The following is a 25,724-nucleotide window of genomic DNA, read 5'->3' on the forward strand; positions in this document are numbered from 1 at the left end:
TCAGCTTTTGAGCTTGTAGCGGCCAGGGCCGAGGAAGATAACGGCCACCGCGATGAACAGGAAGAAACCCTGAAGCTCAAGCGCCCAGCCGCCACTGCCACCCAGTGACAACAGTTCGTGGCTGTGTACCAGTGCAATGGCCACCAGCATGTTGAAGGCGATCAGCAAGGCACCAATACGAGTCTGGTAGCCCAGGATTACCATCAGTGGTGCCAGCAACTCACCAATGAACACGCCCCACGCGAAAAAGGCGGGAATCCCATGGCTGGCTAACTGTCCTTCGATGAAGCCCACGCCATGGAACAGCTTGGCGATGCCATGAAACAGCAGCAGGCCACCAAGAGTCAGTCGAACAATCAGTTTTCCCAGATCCGGGTTGTCGATCAAGGTTTTTCTCCCGTCAGTTAAGGTGTATCAGTAGGCGGGCAAGCTTAACCGGTTTATCGCCTGGCTCAAAGGTTGCGGATCTGGGGGTAAAGCGGCACCAGTTTTTTGATCAGCCGGTTCTGTGCACCGGTGGGAATGCCGTTTTCTTCCATGGCCAGGATGAGGTTTTCAGCCAGGGCATTGAACTGGGTGTCTGTCACATTCATATCGGCGTGGCTTTCGCGCATTCCGCGGCCGGAATAGGTGCAAGGGCCACCACTGAGTTCACAGAGTTGATCCGTAAGGTTGGTGTGGAACTGGCGCACGTCAATGCCGCGAAACTGTTCGTTGATGCGCTCGTCGTCGACGATCCGGTAGAGCAGGTCTTCGACGATATCGGCAATGCCGGAACGTTCCCCCAGCTGTTGATAGAGAGATGAGTTCTGTTGGTTGGTTTCAGTCATGGATTGGCAACCGGAGAGAGCCAGCAGGGGTAACAGAACCATGATGATGACGGAATGTTTCATAGTATCCTCCCGGGTGTCAGAAACTGGCCTGCAGTGAAAGGTAGGCGCCGCGCTGGTTTTCCAGAGTGGCGACATCACCAAGATTGACCAGGGCGGCCGTGACTGACAAGCGCCTGTCGGGTACCCAGGCAACGAAGACGTCCCACCAGTCGTCCTCGGTGGCAAAACCCAGGTTGTCCGGCTTCTGGCGATACTCGGTGCCCACCAGCCACTGGCGGGTTAAAAACAACCCCACGCTACCTTCAAACATGGCCTCGTAGCTGTCGTTGCGATCGCCACCGAAACCCAAAAGACCGCCCTGATTGGCTTTGGTCCCGCGAACGGTGGCATTGACCAGAAGATTCCGGTCCATCACCGCTGCGAAGAAGAGTTTGCTGCCGCCAACGTAAAAGTCCGTGCCACTGTCGTCTTTGGCGCCGATGGCGTCGGGTACCGTGAACTCGCGGTTGCGCTTGTGCAGAAGCCCGGCTGACCATTGCCCCCAGGGGCTGTAGAGGGCGTCGCCGGCGAGCCTCACCTTGAGGCCGAAAACGTCCTGCACCAATTCGTCCTCTTCAAGGCCAAAGCCGTTTTTCAGGGTGAACACCAGGCTGTCCAGATCCAGGGTCTGGCGTGCAAATGTCAGCTCGACACGATTGTTCCAGGTGACGCCGGCCCCGACCACCGACAGGGTATAATCGTCGGTTTCGGCGCGGGATAGGGTCAGTGTGCCCCCCCACTCTTCATCGCTGGCATAGCCGCCAAGCAGGGCCCAGGGTGACAGACCGCCACCGGCGCCGCCCCCGACGGAGGTCACCCCGCCTGTGGCCCAGAGCCTGCTGCCCGTGTCTGCGGACAGGTTCGCCGATACCGTTAATGCCAGTAAACCGGTGCTGAGTACTCGGGCCATGCGTGTCATGACGTTGTTTCTCCTGTGTATCTGAGTTCCTGCTGACGGCTCATCAACGACTGTGCTGTATCCTTCAGGTCGCCTGCGGCGACGGGGCGGCTGAGGAAGAACCCCTGCCCGATCTCACAGCCCCAGTCCCGCAGCAACGCCCAGCTCTCTGCATTCTCGATCCCTTCCGCGACAACCCGTAACCCCAGGCCGTGGGCCATATCAATGGTGGAACGAACGATGAGCTGGTCCTGGGGTTCGGTATTCAGGCGCAGGACGAAGGATTTGTCGATCTTGAGTTCCTGCACCGGCAGATTGCGCAATTGCGACAGCGAGGAATAGCCCGTGCCAAAGTCGTCCACCGACAGTGTGACGCCGAGCTGGCGTAAGCGCCTCAGGGTTTCAAAGGCTGTTTCGGGCTCTTCCATCAGGGCACTCTCGGTCACCTCCAAGGTGATGCTGGACATGGGTAATTGCCATTGGGAAAACGCCTCTGCAACTTCCTTAGCGAGTTCCGGGCGAGTCAGGTCGAGCGCTGACAGGTTGATGGCAACCCCGATATTCAAGCCAGCGGCGTGCCACTTGCCCGCATCGTTGGCAACACGGCGGAGTATGTGTCGGGTCAGGTCGGTGATCTGGCCGGATTGCTCTGCCAGGAAAATAAATTCCTCCGGCGAAATGAAGCCCAGGTCCGGGTGAATCCATCGCACCAGCGCTTCGGCCTGATGGAAGCTGGCGGAGGCCATATCAAGTTTGGGCTGATAGTTCATATGCAAGCCATTGCTGGCAATGGCGTGATGCAGATCAGAGATTAGCTGAAGCTCTCTCAGGTGGTTTTCATCATGTCCTGGCTGATAGTGAGTCACGGGCAGCCGGCTTTTCTGCGCCTGTTCGAACGTTAGATTCAGTCGCCTGCGAACCTGATCAGTGTCGATGGCGTCCTGGGGTAGCTGTAGCGTCACCATGGTGCAACGAAGGGAGAACGGAGTGTTGTCGATGAATAAGGGCGACTCCACGATGGCACTGAGTCTCATGGCAAGTTTATCAAGTTCGGATTGTGACCTTGGCTCGGCCATCATCAGGAATTCGGCGCCGCCGGTCCTCGCCAGTGTCGAGCTGCCGGGCAGTGATTCCTCCAGTCTTGCCGATACCGCCCGTAGAACCTTGTCTCCGAACTCGAGCCCAAGGGTGTCATTGACGTCAGAGATATCGTTGAGGCGCAGGCCCATCAGACTGCAGGGGCGGCGGTTGTTGAATTGCTCCCGCAGACACGCCAGGAAGGCATTTCGATTGGGTAGCCCGGTAATTTCGTCGTGGCTGGCGGCGTAGTGTATCTGGTTTTCGCGGTCCCGCAGTTTACTCAGCATGTCGCCGAGCGCCTGGCGCAATTCGGCCAGTTCACCGCCGGCACGAATGTGGGGAGGTGTAGGCGTATCGCCATCGCCGATGGCCTTTGCATAATCGGCCAGTTGCAACACCGGTCGCCCCATGTTGCGAGCGATAATCAGCGCAATCAGGGCAGCCAGTACAAGAACGGCACTGACCAGAAGCAGAATCTCCAAAGCACGCTCATAGTAGTTGCTGAGACGGGCCTCGCGGTTGATTAATAGCAGCAGCTGCAGGGCCGGCGTTTCGTCTCCGGTCAGGCTTATGATGCGGGTGAAGTAGTGTTTACTCTCAAGAAACTGGTCCTTGCCGGAGGTCCTGGCCATGGCACTGTTCAGTTCGTCCAGCCTGGACGGGTTGATGGCACCCGGACCGGTAAGAATCTGATAGCCATCGCCCATACCGGAGGAGGCCCGGAACAACACTTCGGTTCCGCTTAGCCGACCGATAAGGTTGGTAAGATCACTGTTGATGTTGAAACCGGCAATCAACCATGCCCTTAATCCGGGTGCTTCCACCGGAATGGTGAGCAATTCAAAGCCGTCGGCACCGAACACGCTCATCTGGCGGGCAAAGCCTGATTGTCGCGCCTCGGACAGCAACTCTGTTGCCAGTGGGCTATTGGTTAACGAATCGGGCAGCCCGGAGGTGTCGGCAAGGATATGGCCGTCGCTACCAAGTAAGAGTGCGAAATCGGCATTCACCCGCTGGGCCTGATTGGTCAATGCGCTGTCTGCGGTGGTGCGGTCGCCACTGGCAACGGCGGAGCGGAAGCCAAAATCACGGACCACAACATCCAGCCGGGAAAGAATCAGGCTGGTGCGACGCTCCAGCACCTCCTCTGCAACTCGCTCACCGAGACTCAGCTGTTCAAGCGCGCGCGCTTTTTCATCCTCGAACAGGTAAAGCATCAACAGTGCGCCGATGCTCACGCTGACGATGGCGACCATGGTGACCATGACCGTCACCAGGCGTCCACGAAACCCTATTCGGCTAGCGACCGCCATCAAAGCTCCCGGAATCGTTCTTGCAGGCCATCCAGCCTGTCATCACTCGCGGGTTCAGGAGACAACTCCACCGACAGTTCGAGCGATTCTGGATAAGGTTGCTCAACGGTGAATCGAGCCATACGGGTGTTGTCTCTCAGTCGCGGGTGCCAGACCAGCAACTCGATCTCTTTACCCGAATCACTGTCTGCCGACGGTGGAATCTCAATCGGCAATCGGCCCTGTTCATCGGTTCGGCCGGAGGGAGTACTGTCGGTGACCAGGATAAACGCCTGCATGTGGTCATGGATGTTGCAGCCAATTTCCACCACACCGGTCTTGTCGAAGACAACCGGTTCCGTCGGACGTCCGGCGTAAAGCTCGATGTTGAAGGCCTTGGCGGGTGAGAATGAGTAGACGTGGTGCTGAGTGTTGTCCTGGTTGGGAAAATTTACCTTGGAATGTTTGGGTATGATCAACGTGTGGGGGTGAAAATTGCGATTTTTTTGAACAATTTCAGTTTCTATGGGGGCTTCCGAGAGGCCGTTTTCCAGAATCACCACGGCATTGACGACCGGTTCTCCTGACAGGCTGTCGGTCAGTTGAAGAGGCATTGTGTTGGTCTCGGCGCCGTCGCAGAGAGAGCCTGCAAGCAACAGAAACAGGGTAACGGTCAGCTTGTACATCAATGTTGTTCATCCGTGTTTTCTACAGACCCGCTCCCAACGACAAATGTATGTGGTTACGGACTAGCAGGTTTTCCCAATAGTGTCTCATCCAGTCCCATGCAGCGTTCCTTGTCTGTTCTACGAACGGATCCAGATTCAGTTCGTAATAGTCCGGTGAACCGGCGATCTGCAACATGGTGACGGTGATGGACTGGTCCAGTTCGTTGGCGAACGGTTCGCCAATCAACTGATGCGCCAGCAGGTTTGCCCGTGTTGCCTCCACATCGACCAGTTCGCTGGCGCGGGTGGAGCGGTTGTTCTCGCACATCTCCTCCATCAGCCGGTGACAGAGGTAGGCCCGTATAAGAAGCCCGTCGAGGCCATCATAACGTACCAGAAGAACCGATGGTTGGGTAAAGTAGCCGATTGCTGCATTCACAAAAGGCGCAAACAGCTCGGCCTTGCCGGCTTCTCTCGCGCAGGCTTCCACGCACTCAATCAGTCGGGGCGCCATTTCGATGTACTCAATGGTGAACTGGAACAGGCAGGTCGCCGGCTGGTAGCCGTCAATGGTGATGGTGGCAGGCAACGACGAGGCCCTTTCCCGCATCTGTTTGAGAAAGGTGCCGGAGCGAGCTTCCTGCCTTCGGGCCTGATCAATGATGTCGAGAACTACCTTTGGTGTCATTTCAGGAGATGCCGGTCTCTGAACGGAATGGGGTCGCAAGGCGCCTCCCGTTATACGCTTGGGATCGTCAGGGGCATGGGGAAGCGGCTGGCTACCGCAACATGCCTGCCTTTTCTCACAAGTGTAGACGAGTTTTGACAGGCTGCTGTGGTGTGCACATTAAACCTGAACAGGTTGTAGCCGGCCTACCCGCGGACGCCCTCACTGTTCTGAAAACCAGCGATCGTGCCGTGAATGGCTCACAAACAGCCAACCCATGGAAATTGCCCGTGCCAGCATCAGGCAGATCAGCGAGAACCACAGTCCATGATTACCCCACCCGGTCGTCAGCCACCAGACTGGCAGGAAGACCACCAGCGCCGAAAACAGCATGGTGTTCTGCATGTCCCGTGTTCGGGTTGCGCCGATAAACACGCCATCCAGAAGGAAGCCCCACACCGAGGCCAGCGGTAGCATCCACAGCCACGGTAGATAATCCCACGCGGTTGCGCGCACTTCCTCGATACCTGTTAGCAAGCCAATCAGAAAGCGTCCGCCCAGAACAAAGGCGACGGTAAACAGCACCGAGCCCCACAACGACCACCGGAACGCTACCCGGAATACGTTTTTGAACTGGCGCCGACTGTTTTTCCCCACGGCCTCACCAACCAACGCTTCTGCGGCATTGGCAAAGCCGTCAAGGCCGTTGGAAATGATCAGTAGAAAGGTAATCAGCACCGCGTTGGCGGCCAGTATGGTGTCGCCCTGTCGCGCGCCCTGAGCGGTGAAGAAGGCCAGCACCAGAAGCAGGGCAATGGTGCGCACCATAATATAGCGGTTCACTTGCAGTATCCTGAGGTAATCCCGCAACTGCCCGAACAATGCACGTTCGAACCCCTGGCCGTCCGGCATCCGTTTCAGCACCATGTAAAATCCGATGATGGCCGCCGAGTACTCCGCTATCACTGTTGCCATGGCGACGCCACGACTGTTCCAGCCAAAACCACTCACAAAGAGCACATCGAGAACAATGTTGAGCCCGTTGGCCACAATCAACATGACCATGGGACCCCGCGCATACTGGGTTCCTATCAGCCAGCCCACCAGCGTGTATTGGCAGAGCACGGCCGGAGCGCTCCAGATACGAATGCTGGCGTACTCCGCCGCCAGCGCGGCAACACGTTCACTGGGGTTCATCAGGGTCAGGCCCAGTTTGATCAGTGGCTGATGAAACAGAATCAGCAACAGGCCGATACCGAAGGCCAGCAGCACCGAGCGCAGCAGCAGGGCAATCTGCGCGAATTCATCGCGCTTGCCCCAGGCCTGGGCGGCCAGCCCTGTTGTGCCCATGCGCATGAAGCCGAAGGTCCAGTAGAGAATACTGAACAGGTTTGCACCCACCGCGACAGCACCCAGATATTCCGGTGTATCGAGGTGCCCCAGCACAGCGGTATCCACAAGCCCCAAAAGCGGCACCGTAAGATTGGTGAGCATCAGTGGCCAGGCCAGCGCCCAGAGCCTGCGATCGGTGGTGGCGAGTTGCGGAGTGGATTCTATGGGGATGAGCAGTCTTCCTTCTTTAGTACATTTATGGGTGGACGGACTTTCGCATTTTTTTGATCTGTGTCTATACTGGGTCGTGTATTATCCATAGCAGACTTCCACCCTAGCTTGAATAGTGTGTGCGAGCACTATCTTGATCAGGGGGGATTGAACGCAAAATCCGACAAGAATAACACTCTGTGGAGACACAGTATTATGCGCGTGCACGCTAAGCGGGCAGGTGTCCTCTTGGGCGGGCTTATGACGCCAGCGTTGTCCATGGCGGACTGGACGCTGAACATGAGTCCCGGGGTCACCGGTACCAGTAATGAAATCTTCAGCCTTCACATGACGATCTTCTGGATCTGCGTTGTCATCGGCATCGTGGTATTCGGGGTCATGTTCTGGTCAATTTTCGCCCATCGCAAGTCCCCGGGCCGGAAACCGGCAAACTTCCACGAAAATACCCTGGTCGAGATTCTCTGGACCATCATTCCCCTCGTCATACTCGTCGTGATGGCCATTCCTGCCACCGCGACGCTGGTGGACATGTACGACACCACTGAGGCTGACGTCGATATCAAGGTCACCGGCTATCAGTGGCGCTGGAAGTATGATTACGTCGATGAGGAGTTCGGCTATTTCTCGAACATCACTACCAGCGACGACGAAATCTACAACCGCACCGAGAAAACCGAAAACTATCTGCTGGAAGTGGACAATCCGATGGTAGTGCCCGTAGGGGCTAAGATCCGCCTGTTGGTCACTGCCAATGACGTTATTCACTCCTGGTGGGTGCCTGCCTTTGGCGTTAAGAAAGACGCTATTCCTGGCTTTGTAAACGAAACCTGGACCAGGGTCGACGAGCCGGGCATCTATCGTGGTCAATGCACCGAGCTGTGTGGCGTAAAACACGGTTTCATGCCGGTGGTTGTGAAGGCGGTTCCGCAGGACGAGTACGACGCCTGGGTGGCTGAACAGAAGGAAGCGGCCCAGCGTGAGCGTGAACTGACCGAGAAGGACTGGACCCTCGAAGAGTTGATGGCACGTGGCGAGAAAGCATACGCCAGCGCGTGTGCTGCCTGCCACCAGGCGGATGGTAGCGGTGCGCCGCCAGCGTTCCCGGCCTTGAAGGGAAGCAAAGTCGCGACTGAGGACATGCAGGCGCATCTGGACATTGTTGTAAACGGCGTTTCCGGCACTGCCATGCAAGCGTTTGGCGGACAGCTGAGCGAAGTCGATCTCGCTGCGGTCATCACCTATGAGCGGAATGCCTGGGGTAATGACACCGGTGAAATGGTGACGCCAAAAGAAGTCTTTGAGTACAAGAATCAGGAATGATGAACCGGGTGGGTTGGAGCGAAGGCTTCAGCGCACCCTATCCAATGACGCCAGATTAATGACATCACCAGCCTGAATATACGGCGGTAACGGGGGTTTTTCATGAGTGCGGTTGCAGATACCCACGCCCAGGACGATCATCACCACGGCCCCGCAAAGGGTTTTTCTCGGTGGCTGCTGACGACCAACCACAAAGATATCGGGACCATGTACCTGATATTCAGTTTCACGATGTTCCTGCTCGGCGGCACCATGGCCATGGTGATCCGGGCCGAACTGTTCCAGCCTGGTCTGCAGATTGTGGAACCGGAATTCTTCAACCAGATGACCACCATGCATGGTCTTATCATGGTGTTTGGTGCAGTAATGCCGGCCTTCGTTGGCCTTGCCAACTGGATGATTCCGCTGATGGTGGGCGCCCCGGACATGGCGCTGCCACGAATGAATAACTGGAGCTTCTGGCTCCTGCCCTGCGCCTTCCTGATTCTGGTATCCACACTGTTCATGCAGGGTGGTGCGCCCAACTTTGGCTGGACTTTCTACGCGCCGTTGTCGACGACCTATGGCCCGCCAAGCACCACGTTCTTTATTTTCGCCATTCACATCATGGGTGTGTCGTCGATCATGGGGGCCATCAACGTAATTGCCACTATCCTGAATATGCGTGCCCCCGGCATGACCCTGATGAAAATGCCTCTGTTCGTCTGGACCTGGCTGATCACCGCGTTCCTGTTGATCGCCGTGATGCCAGTTCTGGCGGGTGTGGTCACCATGATGCTGATGGACATCAACTTCGGCACCAGCTTCTTCGACGCTTCCGGTGGTGGTGATCCGGTACTATTCCAGCATGTGTTCTGGTTCTTCGGGCATCCCGAGGTCTACATCATGATTCTGCCGGCGTTCGGCGCGGTGTCTCACATCATTCCGGCGTTTTCCCGTAAGCCCCTGTTCGGTTACGCCTCTATGGTTTATGCGGTGGGCGCCATTGCTCTGCTGTCATTCGTGGTCTGGGCCCACCACATGTTCACTGTGGGTATCCCCATCGCCGGCCAGCTGTTCTTCATGTACGCCACCATGCTGATTGCCGTGCCCACGGGGGTGAAGGTGTTCAACTGGGTGGCGACCATGTTCCGGGGATCGTTGACCTTCGAAGCGCCGATGTTGTTTGCGGTGGCGTTTGTCATCCTGTTCACCATTGGCGGATTCTCAGGCCTGATGCTGGCCATTGCACCGGCTGATTTCCAATATCACGACACTTATTTCGTGGTCGCCCACTTCCACTATGTGCTGGTGCCGGGCGCCATCTTCGGCATTTTTGCCTCGGCGTATTTCTGGCTGCCCAAGTGGACCGGTCATATGTACGACGAAACACTGGGTAAGACGCATTTCTGGTTGTCGTTCATTGGCATGAACCTGGCGTTCTTCCCGATGCACTTCCTCGGGCTGGCGGGTATGCCGCGGCGTATTCCGGATTACGCGTTGCAATTTGCCGATTTCAACATGGTGTCCAGTATTGGCGCATTCATGTTTGGTGCCAGTCAGATCCTGTTCCTGGTAATTGTGGTCAAGTGCGTGAAAGGTGGTGAAAAGGCCTCTGCCCAGCCGTGGGATGGTGCCGAAGGCCTTGAGTGGACGGTGCCTTCTCCGGCGCCCTACCACACCTTTGCCACGCCGCCGGAAGTGAAGTGAAACAGAGGCTGACTGGCGCCCACAACAACAAACGATAACGGATAAGCCATCGGAGATTGTCATGGCGGAAAACCAGACGTACTACGTTCCGGAACAGAGCAAGTGGCCGATTGTCGCCACCGTTGGCCTGGGGGTTACCCTCTACGGCGCGGCTGCCATTATGGTGAACGGCCAGCAGGGTGAGAGCACCACCGGTTCCTGGGTGATGTTCCTGATAGGTTCCCTGATAATGGCCTACATGCTGTTCGGATGGTTCGGCACGGTCATCAAGGAAAGCCGTTCAGGCCTGTACAGCCCACAGATGGATCGTTCCTTCCGCTGGGGCATGAGCTGGTTCATTTTTTCCGAGGTGATGTTCTTTGCGGCTTTTTTCGGGGCTCTGTTCTACACCCGGATGTTCGCGGTGCCCTGGCTTGGGGGTGAAGGCGACCGTGGCAGTTCCAACATGCTTTGGGAAGGTTTCCAGGCGACATGGCCGCTGATCAACAACCCTGACCCCGATGCCTATCCGGCACCGGAAGGCATAATCGGTCCCTGGGGTTTGCCGCTGATTAACACCATTCTGCTGGTGACGTCGTCCTTCACGGTCACGGTTGCCCACCACGCCCTCAAGGAAGACAACCGTAAAAAGGTCAAACTCTGGCTGGGCGCCACCATCGCTCTGGCCCTGGTCTTTGTTTGTGTCCAGGGTTATGAATACGCTCATGCCTATCAGGACCTGAACCTGACCCTGCAGTCGGGCATCTATGGCAGCACCTTCTTCATGTTGACCGGTTTTCACGGCGCTCACGTGATACTGGGTACCTTGATGCTCACAATCATGTTAATCCGCATAAATAAAGGCCATTTCACGGGCGACTATCACTTCGGATTCGAAGCGTCGGCGTGGTACTGGCACTTCGTGGATGTGGTTTGGCTCGGGCTGTTCGTCTTCGTTTACGTGCTCTGACGGTGCGCGTCAGGGGGTCGGATTCAGGGTCAGGCCCCCTTGCCACAATGCAATCAGAATGACTGCCAGCAGCATTACACTCAGAGCGACCCGCAACGCCAGGGAATTCAGGACCCGGTTCGTTTTCCCGCCATCCCGGATCAGGAAGAACAGACCGCTGAACAGGCTCACCAGAACGGCCAGCATGAGTACGACGATGAGAATTTTCAGCATGGGAAATCCTGTAAACGGGAATGTAGATTCAGAGCCCACTATAGCAGAGCATGTCTGATCCGACCGGCCGTTCTCGTCGCCAATGGCATTTTGACTGGCGTCTGTTGGTGTTTGCCGGTTTCTTTCTGCCTGTACTGGTGGGGTTGGGCGTCTGGCAGCTGGAGCGGGCTGAAGAGAAGCAGGTCCAGCTTGAACAGTGGCAGCAACAGGCAGGAAATCTGGATTGGTCGCAACATCTGGCGGCAGGCCTTGAAGCGGGGCAACCGGTGACATTGTCGGGCCGTTTCAGCGAGGTATCCTGGCTCCTCGATAACCGCACACGCGATGGCGCGCCGGGTTATGAGGTATTGACCCTGTTCTACCCGGTTCAGGGGCGCCCGGTGGTTGTGAATCGCGGCTGGGTGCAAGCGCCCCGGCGCCGTGATCAACTGCCCGATGTTGGTCATCCGTCCGGAGAGCTTCGCATTGAGGGGCGTTTGAGTGAGTTTCCGGAACCCCCGGTGCTTAAGTCCGTGCCATCCGATCAAGCGGGCTGGCCGAAGCGAGCGCAGTCCCTGTCCCACGCCCAGGCTCGGGAAATCGAAAGAAATGTCGCCAGTCTGGTACTCAGGCTTTCCGGGCCGGAACAATCAGGTGCCTACCGCGCCGACTGGACTCCAGACAGGATGGGGCCACAAACCCATTACGGATATGCGGTGCAATGGTTTTCACTGGCCATCGCGCTGGTTATATTGACGGTCGTAGCGAGCTATCGCAAAACAGGAACCCGTAACCACAATGACAACGGCTGAACGCATGGACCAGAAAGACCCGGACGACAACGTTTCTCCCGAGCAGGTACGTCGCGGCAGGCGAACCGCTCTTTTGCTGTTTGCCATCGGTTTTGGCCCGATGATCTTCGCTACCATCATGTACTACACCGGCTGGCTGAATCCCTCCGGCAATAGCAATCATGGCGAACTGATCCAGCCGCCGGCACCTCTGGCCCAAATGCAGCTTCAGGGAGCCAGCGGCAACCCGTTTGTCGACCGTTTTGGCCCCGACGACCCTGACGCTGAATGGATGATGGTGGTGGTTTCCGACAAATGCGCCTCGGAGTGTGAAGAACTTCTGTATCTGGCGCGCCAGGTCAATATTGCCCTGGGCAAGAACGCTAACCGGGTAAATCGTTCCGCCTGGCTTGGCACCGTCCCTGACGAGCTTTCGGCCCGATGGAGCAACGAATACAGTTCCATGGAACGGCTGAGTGTCATGGAGGGCGGTGCTCCGAAATGGCCGTCCGGCATTAACCCGGAGCATCAGCCACGGATACTGCTGGTGGATCCCTTTGGTAACGTGATCATGCACTACGGCACTGAACACACGGGAAAGGATATGCTGAAAGATCTGAAACACCTGTTGAAGCTGTCACAGATCGGCTGACGATCAGTAACCGGAGGCGCCTCGTTGAACACCACCCAAACCCGTCTTTTCCGCCCTGCCCACCGCATGGCGCGCTGGTCGGTATTGGCAACCCTGCTGGCGGTGGTTGTCATCATGCTTGGGGCCTGGACCCGACTGGTGGACGCGGGTCTTGGCTGTCCGGACTGGCCTGGTTGTTACGGGTTTCTGACGGTGCCCCATGATGAGTCGCGGATGGCCATCGCCAACGCGCGCTTTCCCGACACACCGGTTGACGTGGAGAAAGGCTGGCCTGAGATGATCCACCGCTACGCCGCCGGCACGCTGGGGCTGGTGGTATTTGGCCTGGCAATATACGCGTTCCGACATCGTCGTGAAGGTGTACCTCTTCGGCTGCCCCTGTTTATTGCGGCCTTCATTCTGCTCCAGGGCGCCTTTGGCATGTGGACCGTCACCCTGAAGCTCTGGCCACAAGTGGTTGCCTTGCACCTGTTAGGAGGCTTTACCACCCTGAGCCTGCTGACGTTGCTCACGCTTCGTCTGCGCGGTAAACGACAACTCAACGGGGCCGTGTCCGGCACAGATCACCGCCCCCCCGGGCTGGGCCGTTTCCGGCCGTGGCTATACGGTGGCTTGGCTCTGATTGTTATACAGATCGCCCTGGGTGCCTGGACCGCGGCCAACTACGCGGCCGTGGCCTGTACCGACCTGCCCACCTGCCAGGGTGAATGGTGGCCGGCTGACATGGACTTTCAGCATGGGTTCGATGTGACCCAGCATGTGGGGCCGAATTATCTGGGCGGGCAGCTGACAGCTGATGGTCGTGTCGCCATTCATGTCAGTCACCGGCTGGGTGCGATGATAGTGCTTGCGTACTTCACGGTTTTTCTGGCATTACTGTGGCGCAGGACACGACGAACACCACTGGCGTGGCATGTGCAGCTGGTGGCCATGGCCCTGATTGCGCAGATTGCGCTGGGCCTGGCCAACATTGTGTTTCACATACCCCTGTCAGTGGCGGTGGCGCACAACGCGATGGGCGCAGGGCTTTTGCTGGCAGTGATCAACCTGCTCTGGCGATTTCACCAACAAGCCCTGCCAGAGGCAGCGAGAACAAAACCTACAACAATAACCGAGCGAGAGGTGACGGCATGAGCGAGCATGTAAAGGCACTGCCGGCGCAGGGAACGACCGATGAGTCCGCAGCTGCGGGCATTTCCTGGCGGGACTTTCTGGAATTGACCAAGCCCACCGTGGTGGCGATGATGATTCTCACCTCGGTCATTGGCATGCTGCTGGCCACGCCGGGGGTTCCAGGCTGGGAAGTGATGCTCTACGGCAACCTGGGCATCGCCCTGTTGGCTGGCGCGGCTGCGGTTGTCAATCACGTGGTGGACCAGAAAATCGACACCGTCATGGCCCGCACCCGCAAGCGGCCCGTAGCCACCGGGAAAATCTCGCCGCTGGACGCGCTGCTCTTCGCCACCACGCTGGCGGTTGCCGGCATGGTGATTCTGGTATGGCAGGTGAATACGTTAACGGCCTGGCTGACCCTGGCTTCGCTGGTGGGATACGCGGGTGTCTACACCCTGTTTCTCAAGCGTATGACTCCCCAAAACATTGTTATCGGTGGCCTGGCCGGCGCCATGCCGCCACTGCTGGGCTGGACCGCGGTCACCGGACAGGTGGAAGGCCACGCCCTGCTGCTGGTGTTGATTATCTTCGCCTGGACACCGCCACACTTCTGGGCGCTGGCAATCCATCGCAAGGAAGAGTACGCCAAGGCCGGTATTCCCATGCTGCCCGTGACCCATGGCAACAAGTACACTGAGCTGCATATTCTGCTCTACACCCTGATGTTGCTCGCCGTCAGCCTGTTGCCGTTTGTCACCGGCATGTCCGGCATTATCTATCTGGCAGGTGCACTGGCCCTTGGCCTGCGTTTCCTGCAGTATGCCGTACGTTTGCTCAGGGGGGACGACCGCCGGGTTGCACTCAAGACTTTCAAATATTCCATCACCTATCTGATGGCCCTGTTTGTGGTGCTGCTGGTCGACCACTTTGTGTTTTTCTGAATGCTGATTTACCGGAGATTTCATGAACCGTTCAATTCGCCTGACGCTGATCCTGCTGCTATTGGTTGTCGTGCTGGTCTTCGGGCTGGTGGTTGGGCGGCAGACGTTTTTGGTCGAAAATGACCAGCCTTCACCCCCGCCGGAACTCAGCGAGATCAATGCCTACGTGTATGAAAAAAGTCGTAAACTCGCCGACTTCGAGTTACTTAACGAAAAGGGCGAAACCGTCACTCGGGAGAGCCTTCAGGGCAAATGGACGTTCGCCTTCGTAGGCTACACCAACTGCCCGGATATTTGCCCCGCCGCCATGGCGACCCTGCGCAAAACCGACAAGATGCTGCCGGAGGAGCTGCCACAGCCAGAGTTCCTGCTGATTTCCGCCGATCCCGAGCACGATACACCCCAGAGACTGAACGACTATGTGGGTTTTTTCGGCGACGACTTTCACGGCCTGACTGGCGACATTGAAACACTGAGAGAACTTGCCAGAAACATGAACGCGGTATTCTCCCATCGTGAAGTGGATGGTGAGCGGCTGGTAGAACACAGCGGGCACTTCACACTGATCAACCCGGATGGAGAAATGGCCGCCGTCCTTCAGCCGCCCCACAAACCGGAAAATCTGGTTGAGGCCTATCGTGAGATCTATCAGTGGGCCCGGGAAAATCATCCAAGGGCGTCCCAGTCTTAACATTATACTCCTGCGCCTTAAGTACGGCTGACTTCCTGCTCATGCTGGCTTAGACTGCCCACCGGCTTTCCCTTGGGGTTCTGTGATGCCAAATTCCCACCCTTCCTGCACTCCGCCGCGGGATCTTTATCTGGTCGTGGTAGCGGGTGCCATCCTGTTGCTGGTCACCCATGGCCTGGGCCGCTTTATCTATACGCCACTGATGCCATATCTGGTGGACGATGGCCAGATCAGCGCCGGGCAGGGTGCTGCTGTGGCCACCTGGAATTACCTTGGCTATCTGCTCGGTGCCTTGTTGGCCATCCGCTGGCACACCATCAGCCACATTCGCATGCTGCTGCCCGCCTCCCTGGCAGTTCACTTGTTGACCACCCTCGCGATGACTCAGACAGACAATCTTGTCGCCATGTCCACCGCCCGCCTGTTCAATGGCATCGCCAACGGCATTGTCTTTGTCCAGGCCCCGGCCTTGATTCTGGAGTGGCTGGTACTGCGCAACCGCGCAACCCTGAGTGGGCATCTCTATATCGGTGTAGGTCTGGGCCTCCTGGTATCAAGTGGCCTGGTCAGCTCCAGCGCCCACTGGCTTGAAGGGACTGAGCGCTGGTGGCCGGCGGTGGTTCTCTCGATTCCCCTGGCCTGGTGGGCCACGGCGCGGTTGCTCCGACTGGACGTACCGGTGAGGGCACAAAGCGACGGTGAAACCCCTCCGGGAAAATCGCCCCTGTTTGACCGGGCAAGTGTGCCCCTGTTTCTCTCATACGCCGGGGCTGGTCTCGGTTACATACTGCCGATGACGTTCCTGCCATTGCTGGCCAAGGACCAGTTACCGGCCGACCACTGGCTGCTGGATGGCGCCTGGTTCCTGGCGGCCCTGGCGACGATCCTGGCGCCATCGATCTGGAACCATCTGGGTGCGAAAATCGGCGATCTTCCTGCATTACGGCTGAACTTCGTTGTACAGCTTGCCGGCGTCCTGGCTGCGGTGGTCTTGCCCGGTGCCTTAGGTCTGGCTGTTTGCGCAGCGCTGGTGGGCAGCACGTTCGTGGGTACGGTAATGCTCACCCAACGCATTGGCCGGGCCCTGCATCCGCACCAGGGGCCGCGACTGTCAGCGGCAATGGTGTCGGTCTACGGCTTCACCCAGATGGCCGGCCCCTGGCTCACCAAGCAATGGCTGGACGCCGGTGGTACCCTGACTACGGCCTTTGGCATCGGGGTGGTGGCGTTGGCTCTTGGAGCGGTGTTTGCGTTCTTTGTGCCTTTGCCTGGAGATCCTGGCAGGACTGATCGTTAGGGTGCATGAGCGGGGTGGTGGGATATTTTTCCTTGGGAATGGAACTCGCTGCGCTCAGACACCCATTCCTGGCGGATAAAATATCCCACCACGCCCCTCCCCCAACCCGACCAGTCCTAAACAAAGCAAACAAATGCTCCCAATCAACAACATCATCCCGGACCTCCTGAACAACCTGGAGTCCCAAACAACCATCCTGCTACAGGCACCACCGGGCGCCGGTAAAACCACCAGGGTGCCACTGGCTCTGATGGATGCTCCCTGGCGTGAAGGTCGCAAGATCCTGATGTTGGAGCCAAGACGGTTGGCGGCGAGGTCGGCGGCAAGGTACATGGCCGGGCAGATGGGAGAGAAGCCGGGCCAGACGGTGGGTTACCGCACGCGGCTGGATACCCGGGTGACGTCGGAGACGGTGGTCGAAGTGGTCACTGAAGGCATTCTCACGCGGTTGATTCAGAACGATCCGGCGCTGGAAGACTACGCCGTTGTGATTTTTGATGAGTTTCACGAACGGTCACTGCAGGCTGATCTTGGTCTGGCGCTGGTGCGGGAATCTCGCGAGGCATTGCGGGAGGATCTGCGGGTCATCGTGATGTCTGCCACGCTGGATACCGCCCCCATTGCCCGGTTACTGGGTGATGTGCCTGTGCTGAGTAGCGAAGGCCGGGCGTTTCCCGTCGAGGTGGCCTACCGCCCCGTTCCTCGCAATGGCCGGGTTGAGGAACAGGTGGTATCCGTTATTCATGAGGCGCTGGAGCAGCAGACCGGGTCGTTGCTGGTGTTTCTTCCAGGTGCTGGCGAGATCCGCAGGGTAGAGCGCCAGCTTCAGGACCAGACAGACAGCCATGTGGTTGTGGCGCCACTGTATGGAAACCTGAAGAGCGAGGAGCAGGACCGGGCCATCGCGCCGGCACCTGAAGGCTATCGCAAAGTGGTCCTGGCCACCGCTATTGCGGAATCCAGCCTCACCATTGAAGGCGTGCGCGTCGTCATCGACAGCGGCCAGCAACGCCGAGCGGTGTTTGATGCCAACAGTGGTATGACACGGCTGGTGACGGGCTGGGTCTCGAAAGCGTCTGCGGAGCAGCGTAAGGGGCGGGCCGGGCGTATTGAACCTGGCATCTGTTACCGGTTGTGGAGTGAATCCGCCCAGTTCGGTCTGGCCGAGTTCACCCCGCCGGAAATACAGGAAGCGGACCTGGCACCCCTGGTGCTGGAACTGGCGCAATGGGGCGCGCGGTCACCAGAGCAGCTCGACTGGATTGACCTACCTCCCGTCGCGCACTGGCAGCAAGCTGTGGCGTTGTTGCAGTGGCTGGACATGCTGGATGCCGACAGTGTGATCACCGACCATGGCAAGGCGGCCCGGGATATGGGTGTTCACCCACGGCTGGCGCACATGATTCTTCGTGGGCGCGATATCGGCCAGGGCTATCTTGCAGCCGAGCTCGCGGCCCTGCTGGAAGAGCGTGATCTGGCTGGCCGATCAGCTGGGGCGGACATGCAGGAGCGTGTCCGGATACTGCGGGGCTTGGGAGCCAGGCCGGGTGTGGACGCCGCCAGGGTGACATCCATCGCCAAATCGGTGTCCCGCCTGGCGGCCGGTCTTGAGCGACCACAGGCATTGCCCACCGACGATGAGGTAGGACGCATACTGGCACTGGCGTATCCGGACCGGATCGCCCGTAAACGACAGGGCGAGGCACCTCGATACCTGCTCAGTAACGGTCGCGGCGCAGCCCTTCGTCATGCCGACCGGCTGGCTCGCTATGAATGGCTGGTTGCTGCTGAACTGGACGGCAAAGCCAGGGAGGCCACGATTTATCTTGCCGCGCCGGTTGATCCAGCGATGCTGGAACAGGATTTGGTTGGTCACATTGAAGAGTATGAAGAGGCCATCTGGGACGAACGACGCGGAACCGTCGTGGCCCGTCGCTTGCGAACACTGGGGCAACTGGTACTGGAAGAAACAGCTCTGCCGGCCCCGCCACCGGAACTGGTACAGCAGGGGTTGCTGGCAGCCGTGCGCAAAAAAGGCCTTGGGAGCCTGCCGTGGACGTCGGCGGCGGAGCAATGGCTGGCCCGCATCACCCTGCTGGCGGAACGCTTTCCCGGCGAATGGCCAACGGTTAGCGAGCGCTGGCTGACAGACAACCTGGAAACCTGGCTGGGTCCGTTCCTGGCAGGGATGACCCGCTGGCGTGACCTGGACAAACTCAATCTGAACCAGTCCCTTGCCAGCCTGCTGGATTACCCGCAACAACAGGCTCTGGAAGAACTGGCTCCCACCCGCCTGACGATTCCCACCGGCCAGTCCGTGGCGCTGGATTACACCGCAGAAAACGGCCCTGTACTGGCGGCCAAACTCCAGGCTCTGTTTGGCTGGACCAGAACCCCTACGGTTGCCCGAGGCCAGGTGCCGGTGGTCATCCACCTGCTATCTCCGGCCCAACGCCCGCTGGCTGTTACGGCCGACCTGGCGAGCTTCTGGCAGAACGCCTACCCGGACGTCCGCAAGGACATGCGCGGTCGTTATCCCAAGCATCCCTGGCCGGAAGATCCCCTGACGGCGGATGCGAGTCAGGGGACTAAGAAGCGTCCTGTTCGATGAGTCTGGTTCTGGTCGTTGGCTATAGATAGGACTGGGGCTTTTGGTGGGGATCGGGGGCTTGGGGTTCAGGCCCTGACGTCGACCATGCTACCGACATTGTCCGACGGATTCGCGCCAGTGGTGGCGACAGCGGTGTCCGTCACGCCTTCGAGTAGTTGAAGGGCACCTTGACTGGCCATATCGATGGACTGTTTCAGCACAGCGATCTGCGCCTGCTCGCGCACATTCTGCTGGCTCATCTGGGTAGCGCTGGCCGCCAGGGATGCGACATCAGACATAGGGGCCTCCAACAGTCTGGTGATTAAGTAGTCACTCTACCACATCGATTTGGCGCTTCCAGCCACCCGTAGCAGACCGTAACAAAACCACCGATGAATGCGACACGGTTGAAACCATCGTCACGATCCTGAGCGATTGAGCGGCGAGTGTTTATGGGTAGATATGCTCATATCCTGCCCCGGGAAAAGAACCGATGATCGCGCGATTGACGGGTACTGCAGCGTTGTTGTGGTGCCTTTTTTTGTCTGTTTGCCCGTGGAGGGAAACACGATCCATGACCGAGTCTGCCAACGCCATCCTCTCTGATTACTACGACGCCGAGACCTTTGCCCGTATCAAGGCTTTTGCCGATACCAGGGATACCCCCTGCGTGGTGATTGATACCGCGACCATCAACCGTCAGTACGACGATCTGGTGGAAGGCTTTCCCTATGCCAACGTCTACTATGCGGTGAAGGCCAACCCGGCCCCGCAGGTTCTGACCATGCTGCGGGACAAGGGCGCCAGCTTTGATATCGCGTCGGTGTACGAACTCGACAAAGTCATGGGGTTGGGTGTAGCTGGTGACCGCATCAGTTACGGCAACACCATCAAGAAGGCCAAGGACATCCGCACCTTCTACGAGCGAGGTGTTCGCCTCTACGCGACGGATTCGGAAGCGGACCTGCGCAACATTGCCAAAGCGGCTCCGGGCTCGAAAGTGTATGTTCGCATCCTGACCGAAGGCACCCTGACCGCTGATTGGCCCCTGTCACGCAAATTCGGCTGCCAGACTGACATGGCGATGGATCTTTTGATACTGGCCCGTGACCTTGGCCTGGTGCCTTACGGAGTGTCCTTCCATGTGGGTTCCCAGCAACGGGAAATCGGCGCCTGGGATGCAGCCCTGGGCAAGGTGAAAGTGATCTTCGAGCGCCTGAAGGAAGAAGACGGCATCGAGTTGAAAATGATCAACATGGGCGGTGGTTTTCCGGCGAATTACATTACCCGCACCAACGATCTGAAAACCTACGCGGAAGAGATCAAGCGCTTTCTTCAGGAAGACTTTGGCGATGCCTTGCCGGAGATCATTATCGAACCTGGCCGCTCGTTGATTTCCAACGCAGGTGTTCTGGTCAGTGAAGTGGTGCTGATTTCACGTAAATCGCGTACTGCCCTGCACCGTTGGGTATTCACCGATGTGGGTAAATTCGGTGGCTTGATCGAAACGCTTGATGAATCCATCAAGTTCCCGATCTACACAGAGAAATCCGGCGAAGGCGAGGACTGTGTAATTGCAGGCCCAACCTGCGACAGTGCCGACATCATGTACGAGCATCACAAGTACCCATTGCCGCTGAATCTGGCCATCGGCGACCGCATGTACTGGCTGTCCACCGGTGCCTATACCACGACGTACAGTGCAATAGAATTTAACGGATTCCCTCCGTTAAAGGACTATTACATCTAAGCCAGGCGGTAAGGACGTGGGGTGGGGGTATATTTTCCGCCAGAAATGGGTGTCTGAGCGAAGCGAGTTCCATTTCCAAGGAAAATATACCCCCACCCCGCGGCCCGGCATAGATCAACGACACCAAACAGAGGGTCAGCTTTCGGGTTGGCCCTTTTGTCGTTTCAGGTCCAGGGTAAAAGTCAGGGGAAGAACCAGAACGCAATAGGCGATGATGAAGATGATGGCGTATCGAGCGTCGTTGCTCCAGTCGGCCAGTAACCCACCGATCATGGGAACTGAAAACGCGACCGTGTAACCAACCAGGAAGTTTCCTGCTGAGAGTCGACCCGTTTCCCGTGATTCCACCAGTACCGGCGGTAACGCCACCAACAGGATCAGCAGAATACCGGCCGTAAAGCTCATAAACGTTGCGCTGGCTATCGACCACCAACCGGTGAAGACGACCGTTCCCACCGTACCCAGGGTGCTGCAGAGTGCCGTCACCATGATGGGTGCTTTGAGGCCTACCCAGTATCTCGCCATTTTCAGCATGACCAGGGAGGCGATCACCTGGGCGAAGTTATACCAGAACAGCGCATCCGCCAGCATGTCGAAGTTACCCTGTTGTTCTAGGATATTGCCCATGTAGGCGTTAAGGCCGAAGAACAGGGAGCCTGACAGGCCCAGCAGCAGGCCAATTCGCAGAGTCAGTGGGTTTTTCCAGTCGGGCAGCCAGGCCGGTTTTTTCACCGGCCGTGCCATTTCCCGGCGGGGAAGGAACAGAGCGGCAGCGACCAGCGACGCGGGCAGTGACCAGGCCAGCAGCGTGGCTCGCCAGCTGTCGTTCATCAGTGGCATCAGCACCGGTAGGGTGATGCCGGCGCCGATGAACTCTCCCATCAGCATGCCATTCATATAGATCGCGGAGCCAATTGCCAGGTGACGGGGTTCGAGCCAGCGGGGCAGTAGAGCCGGTAGGGACGGCTGCATCATGGCGATGCCCAGCCCCATGATTGCGCTGGTGAGCATGAGTGTGACGGTGTCCGGTGACAGGCCGCGCCCTGCGGAGCCAATGACCATGATGACCATGGCCAGTGCCAGAGTGTTTCGCGGACCCAGCCGTGCGATGGCCAGGGAGCCGGGCATGGATCCGATCGCCAGCATCAGTATGGGCAGGGTGGTGAGTGCGCCAGTCAGGGCCTGGGAGAGGCCGAGTTCGTCGCTGATGAATGGCGCCAGGGGCGGTGCCACCAACACTGGTATACGCAGGTAAACACCGGCCAGCCAAAGCAACACCGCCACCGGGAGCAGTTTGACTGCCGGTGGCGGTGTCGGTGTGTCGGAAACGTCAGCCACGGGGCCGGGTTTAATCGTCGCTGGTATCCGCGATGTAGGCGCCGTCTTCGTCGTGTACTTCGCGGCCTGTGACCGGCGGGTTAAAGGAGCAGATCAGGCGCATGTCTTCGGTGCCGCCATAGAGGGTGTGACGATCGTGCTTGTCCAGCGCGTAAAGTGTGCCATCTGTGATTTCGTGAATTTCACCAGTCTCGAGATCCTTGATGCGGCCATTGCCAGCCACACAATAAACGGCTTCAAGATGATTCTTGTACCAGAAAGTATGTTCAGACCCCGCCTTGATGATGGTCTCGTGGAAGGAGAAACCCATGCCGTCTTTTTTCAGCAGCAAACGACGACTGGTCCACTGCTTGTCGCTAACTTCGCGTTCGGTACCGATGATGTCCTGAACTCGTACAATTTTCATACTTATCCCTCGCTGTGTGATGGAACAGCCTTACAGTATAAACATCCCCGTCAGGTTCGGTTCAACCGCCAATCGTCGTAGGCATCCAGCGACTGCTCGATGGCGGCGATAAAGGCCATTCTCATTTTGTCATCCAGGGCGCGCTTTTTTCGGCAACGTTCAAAGGCCTGATGGATGGTCCGGCGTTGCCTGCGATCGAGTTGCTCAAGCCAATGGTCATTCGCAGGTTCAAGGTCAAGCAGTTCCCGGCCGGCATGATTCCGATGGCTGATATGCCACCAGTGATTAACGGCCCTTCCTAATACAACATAGCCGAATTGACTGTCTTGTACAGGCCCGAAGGTGGCGGTCCGGAGCCCGTTTTTCAGTACCCCGGTATTGAGCACCGGCAGTGCCAGGCGGTCGCCGTAAAAATAACTGCCTGCGGCACCGATCAGCCCGCCTACCAGGGCTCCGGCGCCCAGTGAGTGGCCAAGGGTCAACGCATCCACTCCGGCCCCGCTCACGGCGCCCGCACCGAAGCCTGCGGTGGCCAGATAGCGTCGGTTTACACCCCAGGCTTTGTGGCTGTCTTCGCTGAACAGATCGTGTTCACTATGCCATTCCAGTTCCGCTTCCTGTCGTTGCACACGGTGATGCTCGTAGAGCTTCTCAATGGCAATTCGAAGGTGCTGCTCCCGTTTTCTCTGGTTGTCATACCAGCTCTTGCGCAACTGCCCGGCCAGGTCGTGATCGGAAATTTCGCTGGTCTGGAGCGTGGTCAGTGTCCGTTTTTCGCGGAAGGACATCATGTCTTCCAGGCTGCGGGCGATGAATGTGGCCGCCTGGGTGCGGCGTTGCTGTCTTTGCGCCGAGAGAAACGCGGTCGCGTTGGCCAGGGGCTGCTCCCAGTCCGGCTCAAGTTGTCCAAAGGCCCGCAGCAGGCTGAGGTGTTGCTCAAAGGGCGCGCGAACGGCATCGAAGGTCCGGACAACCTGGAAGAACTGGCCGAGTGCCCTGGCCCAGGTGTCGCTGTAGTCGTCCTCGCCAATGCTGTTGATTAAGGCAAGGCTTGGCCGACCGGTCCAGCGCAGGATGGTCATTTCTGCTTCATGCTGGGGACTGTAGGGTACAGAACCGTCAACAACGTAGATGATGCCCGCGCCGTCAATGAGAGGTTGCAAGAGTTCGCATTCATCCACAAAGCCGTCATCCTGACGGTGCTGGACCACAAAGGCTTCGACTGTTTCCGCACGGTCAGAGGCTGACACGCTGTGGGCCTCCAGCCATTCCAGTACACGCCGGGGGCGCTGGAATCCCGGAGTGTCTACCAGGGTGTACAGCGTCTTGCCGTCGACGGCCAACGGATACGCCTGATGCTTGCGAGTGGTTCCAGGCTCCAGCGCAATGGCGATGGCGTCGTTCTGGGACAGGGTGGCGACAATGCTGGATTTCCCTTTGTTGGGGTGGCCGACGACGGCAAACACGGGGGCTTCCATTATTCGTCTTCGTCCTGCAGTGCGCGGTGCATAAGGATATCTGGCGGTGTCGTCATCGGTGTGCTGACCACCATTTTCTCATCTCCCGTGCGCTCGGCAAATCGCAGCCACTGGCTGAGTTGATGGTCGGGTGGCGATTGGTCCGGTTGAGGCGCCATCGGCACCAGGGCGATTATGGTGTGTCCTGGCCATACGCGACGGGCCTGTTGTAGAAAATCCGTAAGCTCGCCGGTGGGTGGCTCCCAGCTGCGGGTGACGACGATCGCCGCCGGAGTTAGGGCATTGGTCAGTCGCTGGTTTGCCAGTTCGATGATGTGATGGTCGTGCTCGAGTGAGGCGCTACCGCCGGCGGCGAGGGGCTCCTGGTCTCCTGCGATGATGGTTTGCGGCAGCGCTGGCTTGCCGGCTTCCGCCCAGCGAATAAGAGCCTGGGCCTTGGGGAGAGGTTGCAGCCTTGCAGACGTTGACGTATCCGGTTGGTCGGCGGCGTCATTGTGGCGGTTGCCGGTGTCCACGGTAGGTGTTTCTATGCGGTACTGGAGGGCGATCCACCCATGATGGGTTTGGAGCGCCTTGCGGGCACGCAGTTGGGGGTGAACGATTGCCAGCACCAGCAGGGCGAGCCGGGGTAGGACAACATAGGTCATCCAGACCATCGTCACGAATGGCCACCAACTCCCCCAGAGGGCGGGATCGGTATTTGTGGAAGACTGACTACGGAAAAATCGGGTGGCATTCACCAGCTCGCGGTCCGGCATGGCCGCTGGCCACAGGTGCTGCCAGGGCGTGGCTGTGGCGGCCAGCAGGCGATAGTAGCTATCGGTCCCGGTATTCAGGGTGGTGCTCCAGCCAAAGGCGAGATCCTGGATCACTACCAGTATCAGCAGTGTCATCAATCCGGCGACACCAAACACCAGTCCGCCGGTATGGGCTGCACGGGCCATTAACAGAGGTTGTAAGGTTCGCAGGGCGTCGGAGGGGCGTTCAGCTGCAAACTTCCTCAACAACCAGCGCCAGGGCTGCCAGCCAGCGAAGGCCTGGACAGTGGTAACCACAGCGAGGATGCACTGGAGCAGCGTAAAGGCCAGGATCACCGTCAGATTGATTCGCTGGCCACCGTCGTAGAACAGTAGCCCCAGCATGGCCAGCGTTCCGGCAACGAGCCCTGCTAGGGCAAAACCGGTGGTCATCCTTCGCCAGGGTTTCAGCGGGTCGTGGGTCGAAGCACGGCTGGAGAGGCGCCTGACATGCTCAAGCCAACGATCCGGGTCAGGGCTGACACCCTGGTCGTGGCAGTCCAGGGCAAAACGGCGATCCCGCCGGTGCAGGAACACCGGGTTCTGGTCGCGGTCGCGCTGAACCTGATTGTCGAACTCCAGTAATCGTCGAATGGCGCTGTCTGGCATTGAGTATCCTGTTCAACTGGGCGGTGAGAGCCGCCGCGGAATGCTAGGATAAGGGTCTAGGATGATAAGGGTATCCCATAA

Annotated in this window: 24 protein-coding genes; 11 read left to right on the forward strand and 13 right to left on the reverse strand. The window is 58.3% G+C overall.

Translation table 11 applies throughout. From position 1 onward, the window contains the following. From AC0B60_RS04525 to AC0B60_RS04555, 7 genes are all read right to left on the reverse strand, one after another. Positions 1-387: a DoxX family protein gene (locus AC0B60_RS04525; protein WP_465084385.1), complete on the reverse strand. Its 387-nt coding sequence runs from the start codon at positions 385-387 to the stop codon at positions 1-3. A 65-nt stretch (positions 388-452) separates the two neighbouring features. Continuing rightward, positions 453-893, reverse strand: coding sequence for a group I truncated hemoglobin (locus AC0B60_RS04530; RefSeq protein WP_465084386.1), 441 nt, complete (start codon positions 891-893; stop codon positions 453-455). A gap of 16 nt (positions 894-909) precedes the next feature. Beyond that, the gene (locus AC0B60_RS04535) at positions 910-1,782 is read right to left on the reverse strand and encodes a DUF3034 family protein (RefSeq protein WP_465084687.1); all 873 of its coding nucleotides are present in this window, start codon (positions 1,780-1,782) and stop codon (positions 910-912) included. Positions 1,783-1,787: 5 nt separating this feature from the next. Continuing rightward, a complete protein-coding gene (locus AC0B60_RS04540; RefSeq protein ID WP_465084387.1) occupies positions 1,788-4,163 on the reverse strand; it encodes a putative bifunctional diguanylate cyclase/phosphodiesterase in 2,376 nt (791 codons plus the stop codon). Continuing rightward, positions 4,163-4,828 (reverse strand): methylamine utilization protein, encoded by a 666-nt coding sequence (locus AC0B60_RS04545; protein ID WP_465084388.1) that lies wholly within the window; start codon positions 4,826-4,828, stop codon positions 4,163-4,165. Before AC0B60_RS04545 ends, AC0B60_RS04540 begins: the two co-directional genes overlap by 1 nt. A 22-nt stretch (positions 4,829-4,850) precedes the next feature. Then, on the reverse strand, positions 4,851-5,498 hold the full coding sequence (locus AC0B60_RS04550) for a hypothetical protein (protein ID WP_465084390.1): 648 nt from the start codon (positions 5,496-5,498) through the stop codon (positions 4,851-4,853). Between the two features lie 201 nt (positions 5,499-5,699). Then, the gene (locus AC0B60_RS04555; RefSeq protein WP_465084392.1) at positions 5,700-6,971 is read right to left on the reverse strand and encodes an MATE family efflux transporter; all 1,272 of its coding nucleotides are present in this window, start codon (positions 6,969-6,971) and stop codon (positions 5,700-5,702) included. A 264-nt stretch (positions 6,972-7,235) separates the two neighbouring features. Here AC0B60_RS04555 and coxB point away from each other — a divergent pair, with 264 nt between their 5' ends. From coxB to AC0B60_RS04570, 3 genes are all read left to right on the forward strand, one after another. Next, on the forward strand, positions 7,236-8,360 hold the full coding sequence (gene coxB / locus AC0B60_RS04560; protein WP_465084394.1) for a cytochrome c oxidase subunit II: 1,125 nt from the start codon (positions 7,236-7,238) through the stop codon (positions 8,358-8,360). A 102-nt stretch (positions 8,361-8,462) separates the two neighbouring features. After that, positions 8,463-10,049: a cytochrome c oxidase subunit I gene (ctaD, locus tag AC0B60_RS04565; RefSeq protein WP_465084395.1), complete on the forward strand. Its 1,587-nt coding sequence runs from the start codon at positions 8,463-8,465 to the stop codon at positions 10,047-10,049. 61 nt (positions 10,050-10,110) lie between these two features. Continuing rightward, complete coding sequence (locus tag AC0B60_RS04570; RefSeq protein ID WP_465084397.1) at positions 10,111-10,998, forward strand: cytochrome c oxidase subunit 3; 888 nt, start codon at positions 10,111-10,113, stop codon at positions 10,996-10,998. Positions 10,999-11,007: 9 nt separating this feature from the next. Here the strand turns inward: AC0B60_RS04570 and AC0B60_RS04575 are convergent, their stop codons facing one another. Continuing rightward, the gene (locus tag AC0B60_RS04575) at positions 11,008-11,211 is read right to left on the reverse strand and encodes a twin transmembrane helix small protein (protein ID WP_465084399.1); all 204 of its coding nucleotides are present in this window, start codon (positions 11,209-11,211) and stop codon (positions 11,008-11,010) included. A 50-nt stretch (positions 11,212-11,261) separates the two neighbouring features. Here AC0B60_RS04575 and AC0B60_RS04580 point away from each other — a divergent pair, with 50 nt between their 5' ends. From AC0B60_RS04580 to hrpB, 7 genes are all read left to right on the forward strand, one after another. Then, positions 11,262-12,002, forward strand: coding sequence for an SURF1 family protein (locus AC0B60_RS04580; protein ID WP_465084401.1), 741 nt, complete (start codon positions 11,262-11,264; stop codon positions 12,000-12,002). Next, positions 11,989-12,633 carry a hypothetical protein gene (locus AC0B60_RS04585; RefSeq protein ID WP_465084403.1) on the forward strand — a complete coding sequence of 215 codons (645 nt, stop codon included), beginning with the start codon at positions 11,989-11,991 and terminating at the stop codon, positions 12,631-12,633. Before AC0B60_RS04580 ends, AC0B60_RS04585 begins: the two co-directional genes overlap by 14 nt. Before the next feature lie 66 nt (positions 12,634-12,699). Further along, positions 12,700-13,767: a COX15/CtaA family protein gene (locus AC0B60_RS04590; protein ID WP_465084689.1), complete on the forward strand. Its 1,068-nt coding sequence runs from the start codon at positions 12,700-12,702 to the stop codon at positions 13,765-13,767. Continuing rightward, positions 13,764-14,687: a heme o synthase gene (gene cyoE / locus AC0B60_RS04595; RefSeq protein ID WP_465084405.1), complete on the forward strand. Its 924-nt coding sequence runs from the start codon at positions 13,764-13,766 to the stop codon at positions 14,685-14,687. The genes AC0B60_RS04590 and cyoE overlap by 4 nt, the downstream gene beginning before the upstream one ends. A 22-nt stretch (positions 14,688-14,709) precedes the next feature. Continuing rightward, the gene (locus AC0B60_RS04600) at positions 14,710-15,378 is read left to right on the forward strand and encodes an SCO family protein (RefSeq protein ID WP_465084407.1); all 669 of its coding nucleotides are present in this window, start codon (positions 14,710-14,712) and stop codon (positions 15,376-15,378) included. Positions 15,379-15,463: 85 nt separating this feature from the next. Then, on the forward strand, positions 15,464-16,675 hold the full coding sequence (locus AC0B60_RS04605) for a YbfB/YjiJ family MFS transporter (protein ID WP_465084409.1): 1,212 nt from the start codon (positions 15,464-15,466) through the stop codon (positions 16,673-16,675). A gap of 133 nt (positions 16,676-16,808) precedes the next feature. After that, positions 16,809-19,286 carry an ATP-dependent helicase HrpB gene (hrpB, locus tag AC0B60_RS04610; RefSeq protein WP_465084410.1) on the forward strand — a complete coding sequence of 826 codons (2,478 nt, stop codon included), beginning with the start codon at positions 16,809-16,811 and terminating at the stop codon, positions 19,284-19,286. Positions 19,287-19,351: 65 nt separating this feature from the next. Here the strand turns inward: hrpB and AC0B60_RS04615 are convergent, their stop codons facing one another. Continuing rightward, the gene (locus AC0B60_RS04615; protein WP_465084411.1) at positions 19,352-19,564 is read right to left on the reverse strand and encodes a YjfB family protein; all 213 of its coding nucleotides are present in this window, start codon (positions 19,562-19,564) and stop codon (positions 19,352-19,354) included. 275 nt (positions 19,565-19,839) lie between these two features. On the opposite strand from AC0B60_RS04615, the gene AC0B60_RS04620 reads away from it, so the two are divergent. Beyond that, positions 19,840-21,015, forward strand: coding sequence for a type III PLP-dependent enzyme (locus AC0B60_RS04620; RefSeq protein ID WP_465084412.1), 1,176 nt, complete (start codon positions 19,840-19,842; stop codon positions 21,013-21,015). Between the two features lie 135 nt (positions 21,016-21,150). Here AC0B60_RS04620 and AC0B60_RS04625 read toward each other — a convergent pair whose 3' ends face one another. The 4 genes from AC0B60_RS04625 to AC0B60_RS04640 are packed head-to-tail and all read right to left on the reverse strand — an operon-like array spanning position 21,151 to position 25,643. Next, entirely contained in the window at positions 21,151-22,353 is a 1,203-nt protein-coding gene (locus AC0B60_RS04625) for an MFS transporter (protein WP_465084414.1), read from the reverse strand. A 10-nt stretch (positions 22,354-22,363) separates the two neighbouring features. Then, on the reverse strand, positions 22,364-22,759 hold the full coding sequence (locus tag AC0B60_RS04630) for an ectoine synthase (RefSeq protein WP_300497280.1): 396 nt from the start codon (positions 22,757-22,759) through the stop codon (positions 22,364-22,366). 50 nt (positions 22,760-22,809) lie between these two features. Beyond that, the gene (locus AC0B60_RS04635; RefSeq protein WP_465084691.1) at positions 22,810-24,240 is read right to left on the reverse strand and encodes a GTPase/DUF3482 domain-containing protein; all 1,431 of its coding nucleotides are present in this window, start codon (positions 24,238-24,240) and stop codon (positions 22,810-22,812) included. Next, positions 24,237-25,643, reverse strand: coding sequence for a DUF2868 domain-containing protein (locus AC0B60_RS04640; protein WP_465084416.1), 1,407 nt, complete (start codon positions 25,641-25,643; stop codon positions 24,237-24,239). Before AC0B60_RS04640 ends, AC0B60_RS04635 begins: the two co-directional genes overlap by 4 nt. Positions 25,644-25,724: the final 81 nt, after the last annotated feature.

This window comes from Marinobacter sp. V34 (genome assembly GCF_055524115.1).

Bases quoted from the DNA above. Each gene is read 5' to 3' on its own strand.
- AC0B60_RS04530 (WP_465084386.1), bottom strand. From the start codon at position 893: ATGAAACATTCCGTCATCATCATGGTTCTGTTACCCCTGCTGGCTCTC.
- AC0B60_RS04535 (WP_465084687.1), bottom strand. From the start codon at position 1,782: ATGGCCCGAGTACTCAGCACCGGTTTACTGGCATTAACGGTATCGGCG.
- AC0B60_RS04540 (WP_465084387.1), bottom strand. From the start codon at position 4,163: ATGGCGGTCGCTAGCCGAATAGGGTTTCGTGGACGCCTGGTGACGGTC.
- AC0B60_RS04545 (WP_465084388.1), bottom strand. From the start codon at position 4,828: ATGTACAAGCTGACCGTTACCCTGTTTCTGTTGCTTGCAGGCTCTCTC.
- AC0B60_RS04550 (WP_465084390.1), bottom strand. From the start codon at position 5,498: ATGACACCAAAGGTAGTTCTCGACATCATTGATCAGGCCCGAAGGCAG.
- AC0B60_RS04555 (WP_465084392.1), bottom strand. From the start codon at position 6,971: ATGCTCACCAATCTTACGGTGCCGCTTTTGGGGCTTGTGGATACCGCT.
- coxB (WP_465084394.1), top strand. From the start codon at position 7,236: ATGCGCGTGCACGCTAAGCGGGCAGGTGTCCTCTTGGGCGGGCTTATG.
- ctaD (WP_465084395.1), top strand. From the start codon at position 8,463: ATGAGTGCGGTTGCAGATACCCACGCCCAGGACGATCATCACCACGGC.
- AC0B60_RS04570 (WP_465084397.1), top strand. From the start codon at position 10,111: ATGGCGGAAAACCAGACGTACTACGTTCCGGAACAGAGCAAGTGGCCG.
- AC0B60_RS04575 (WP_465084399.1), bottom strand. From the start codon at position 11,211: ATGCTGAAAATTCTCATCGTCGTACTCATGCTGGCCGTTCTGGTGAGC.
- AC0B60_RS04580 (WP_465084401.1), top strand. From the start codon at position 11,262: ATGTCTGATCCGACCGGCCGTTCTCGTCGCCAATGGCATTTTGACTGG.
- AC0B60_RS04585 (WP_465084403.1), top strand. From the start codon at position 11,989: ATGACAACGGCTGAACGCATGGACCAGAAAGACCCGGACGACAACGTT.
- AC0B60_RS04590 (WP_465084689.1), top strand. From the start codon at position 12,700: ATGGCGCGCTGGTCGGTATTGGCAACCCTGCTGGCGGTGGTTGTCATC.
- cyoE (WP_465084405.1), top strand. From the start codon at position 13,764: ATGAGCGAGCATGTAAAGGCACTGCCGGCGCAGGGAACGACCGATGAG.
- AC0B60_RS04600 (WP_465084407.1), top strand. From the start codon at position 14,710: ATGAACCGTTCAATTCGCCTGACGCTGATCCTGCTGCTATTGGTTGTC.
- AC0B60_RS04605 (WP_465084409.1), top strand. From the start codon at position 15,464: ATGCCAAATTCCCACCCTTCCTGCACTCCGCCGCGGGATCTTTATCTG.
- hrpB (WP_465084410.1), top strand. From the start codon at position 16,809: ATGCTCCCAATCAACAACATCATCCCGGACCTCCTGAACAACCTGGAG.
- AC0B60_RS04615 (WP_465084411.1), bottom strand. From the start codon at position 19,564: ATGTCTGATGTCGCATCCCTGGCGGCCAGCGCTACCCAGATGAGCCAG.
- AC0B60_RS04620 (WP_465084412.1), top strand. From the start codon at position 19,840: ATGACCGAGTCTGCCAACGCCATCCTCTCTGATTACTACGACGCCGAG.
- AC0B60_RS04630 (WP_300497280.1), bottom strand. From the start codon at position 22,759: ATGAAAATTGTACGAGTTCAGGACATCATCGGTACCGAACGCGAAGTT.
- AC0B60_RS04640 (WP_465084416.1), bottom strand. From the start codon at position 25,643: ATGCCAGACAGCGCCATTCGACGATTACTGGAGTTCGACAATCAGGTT.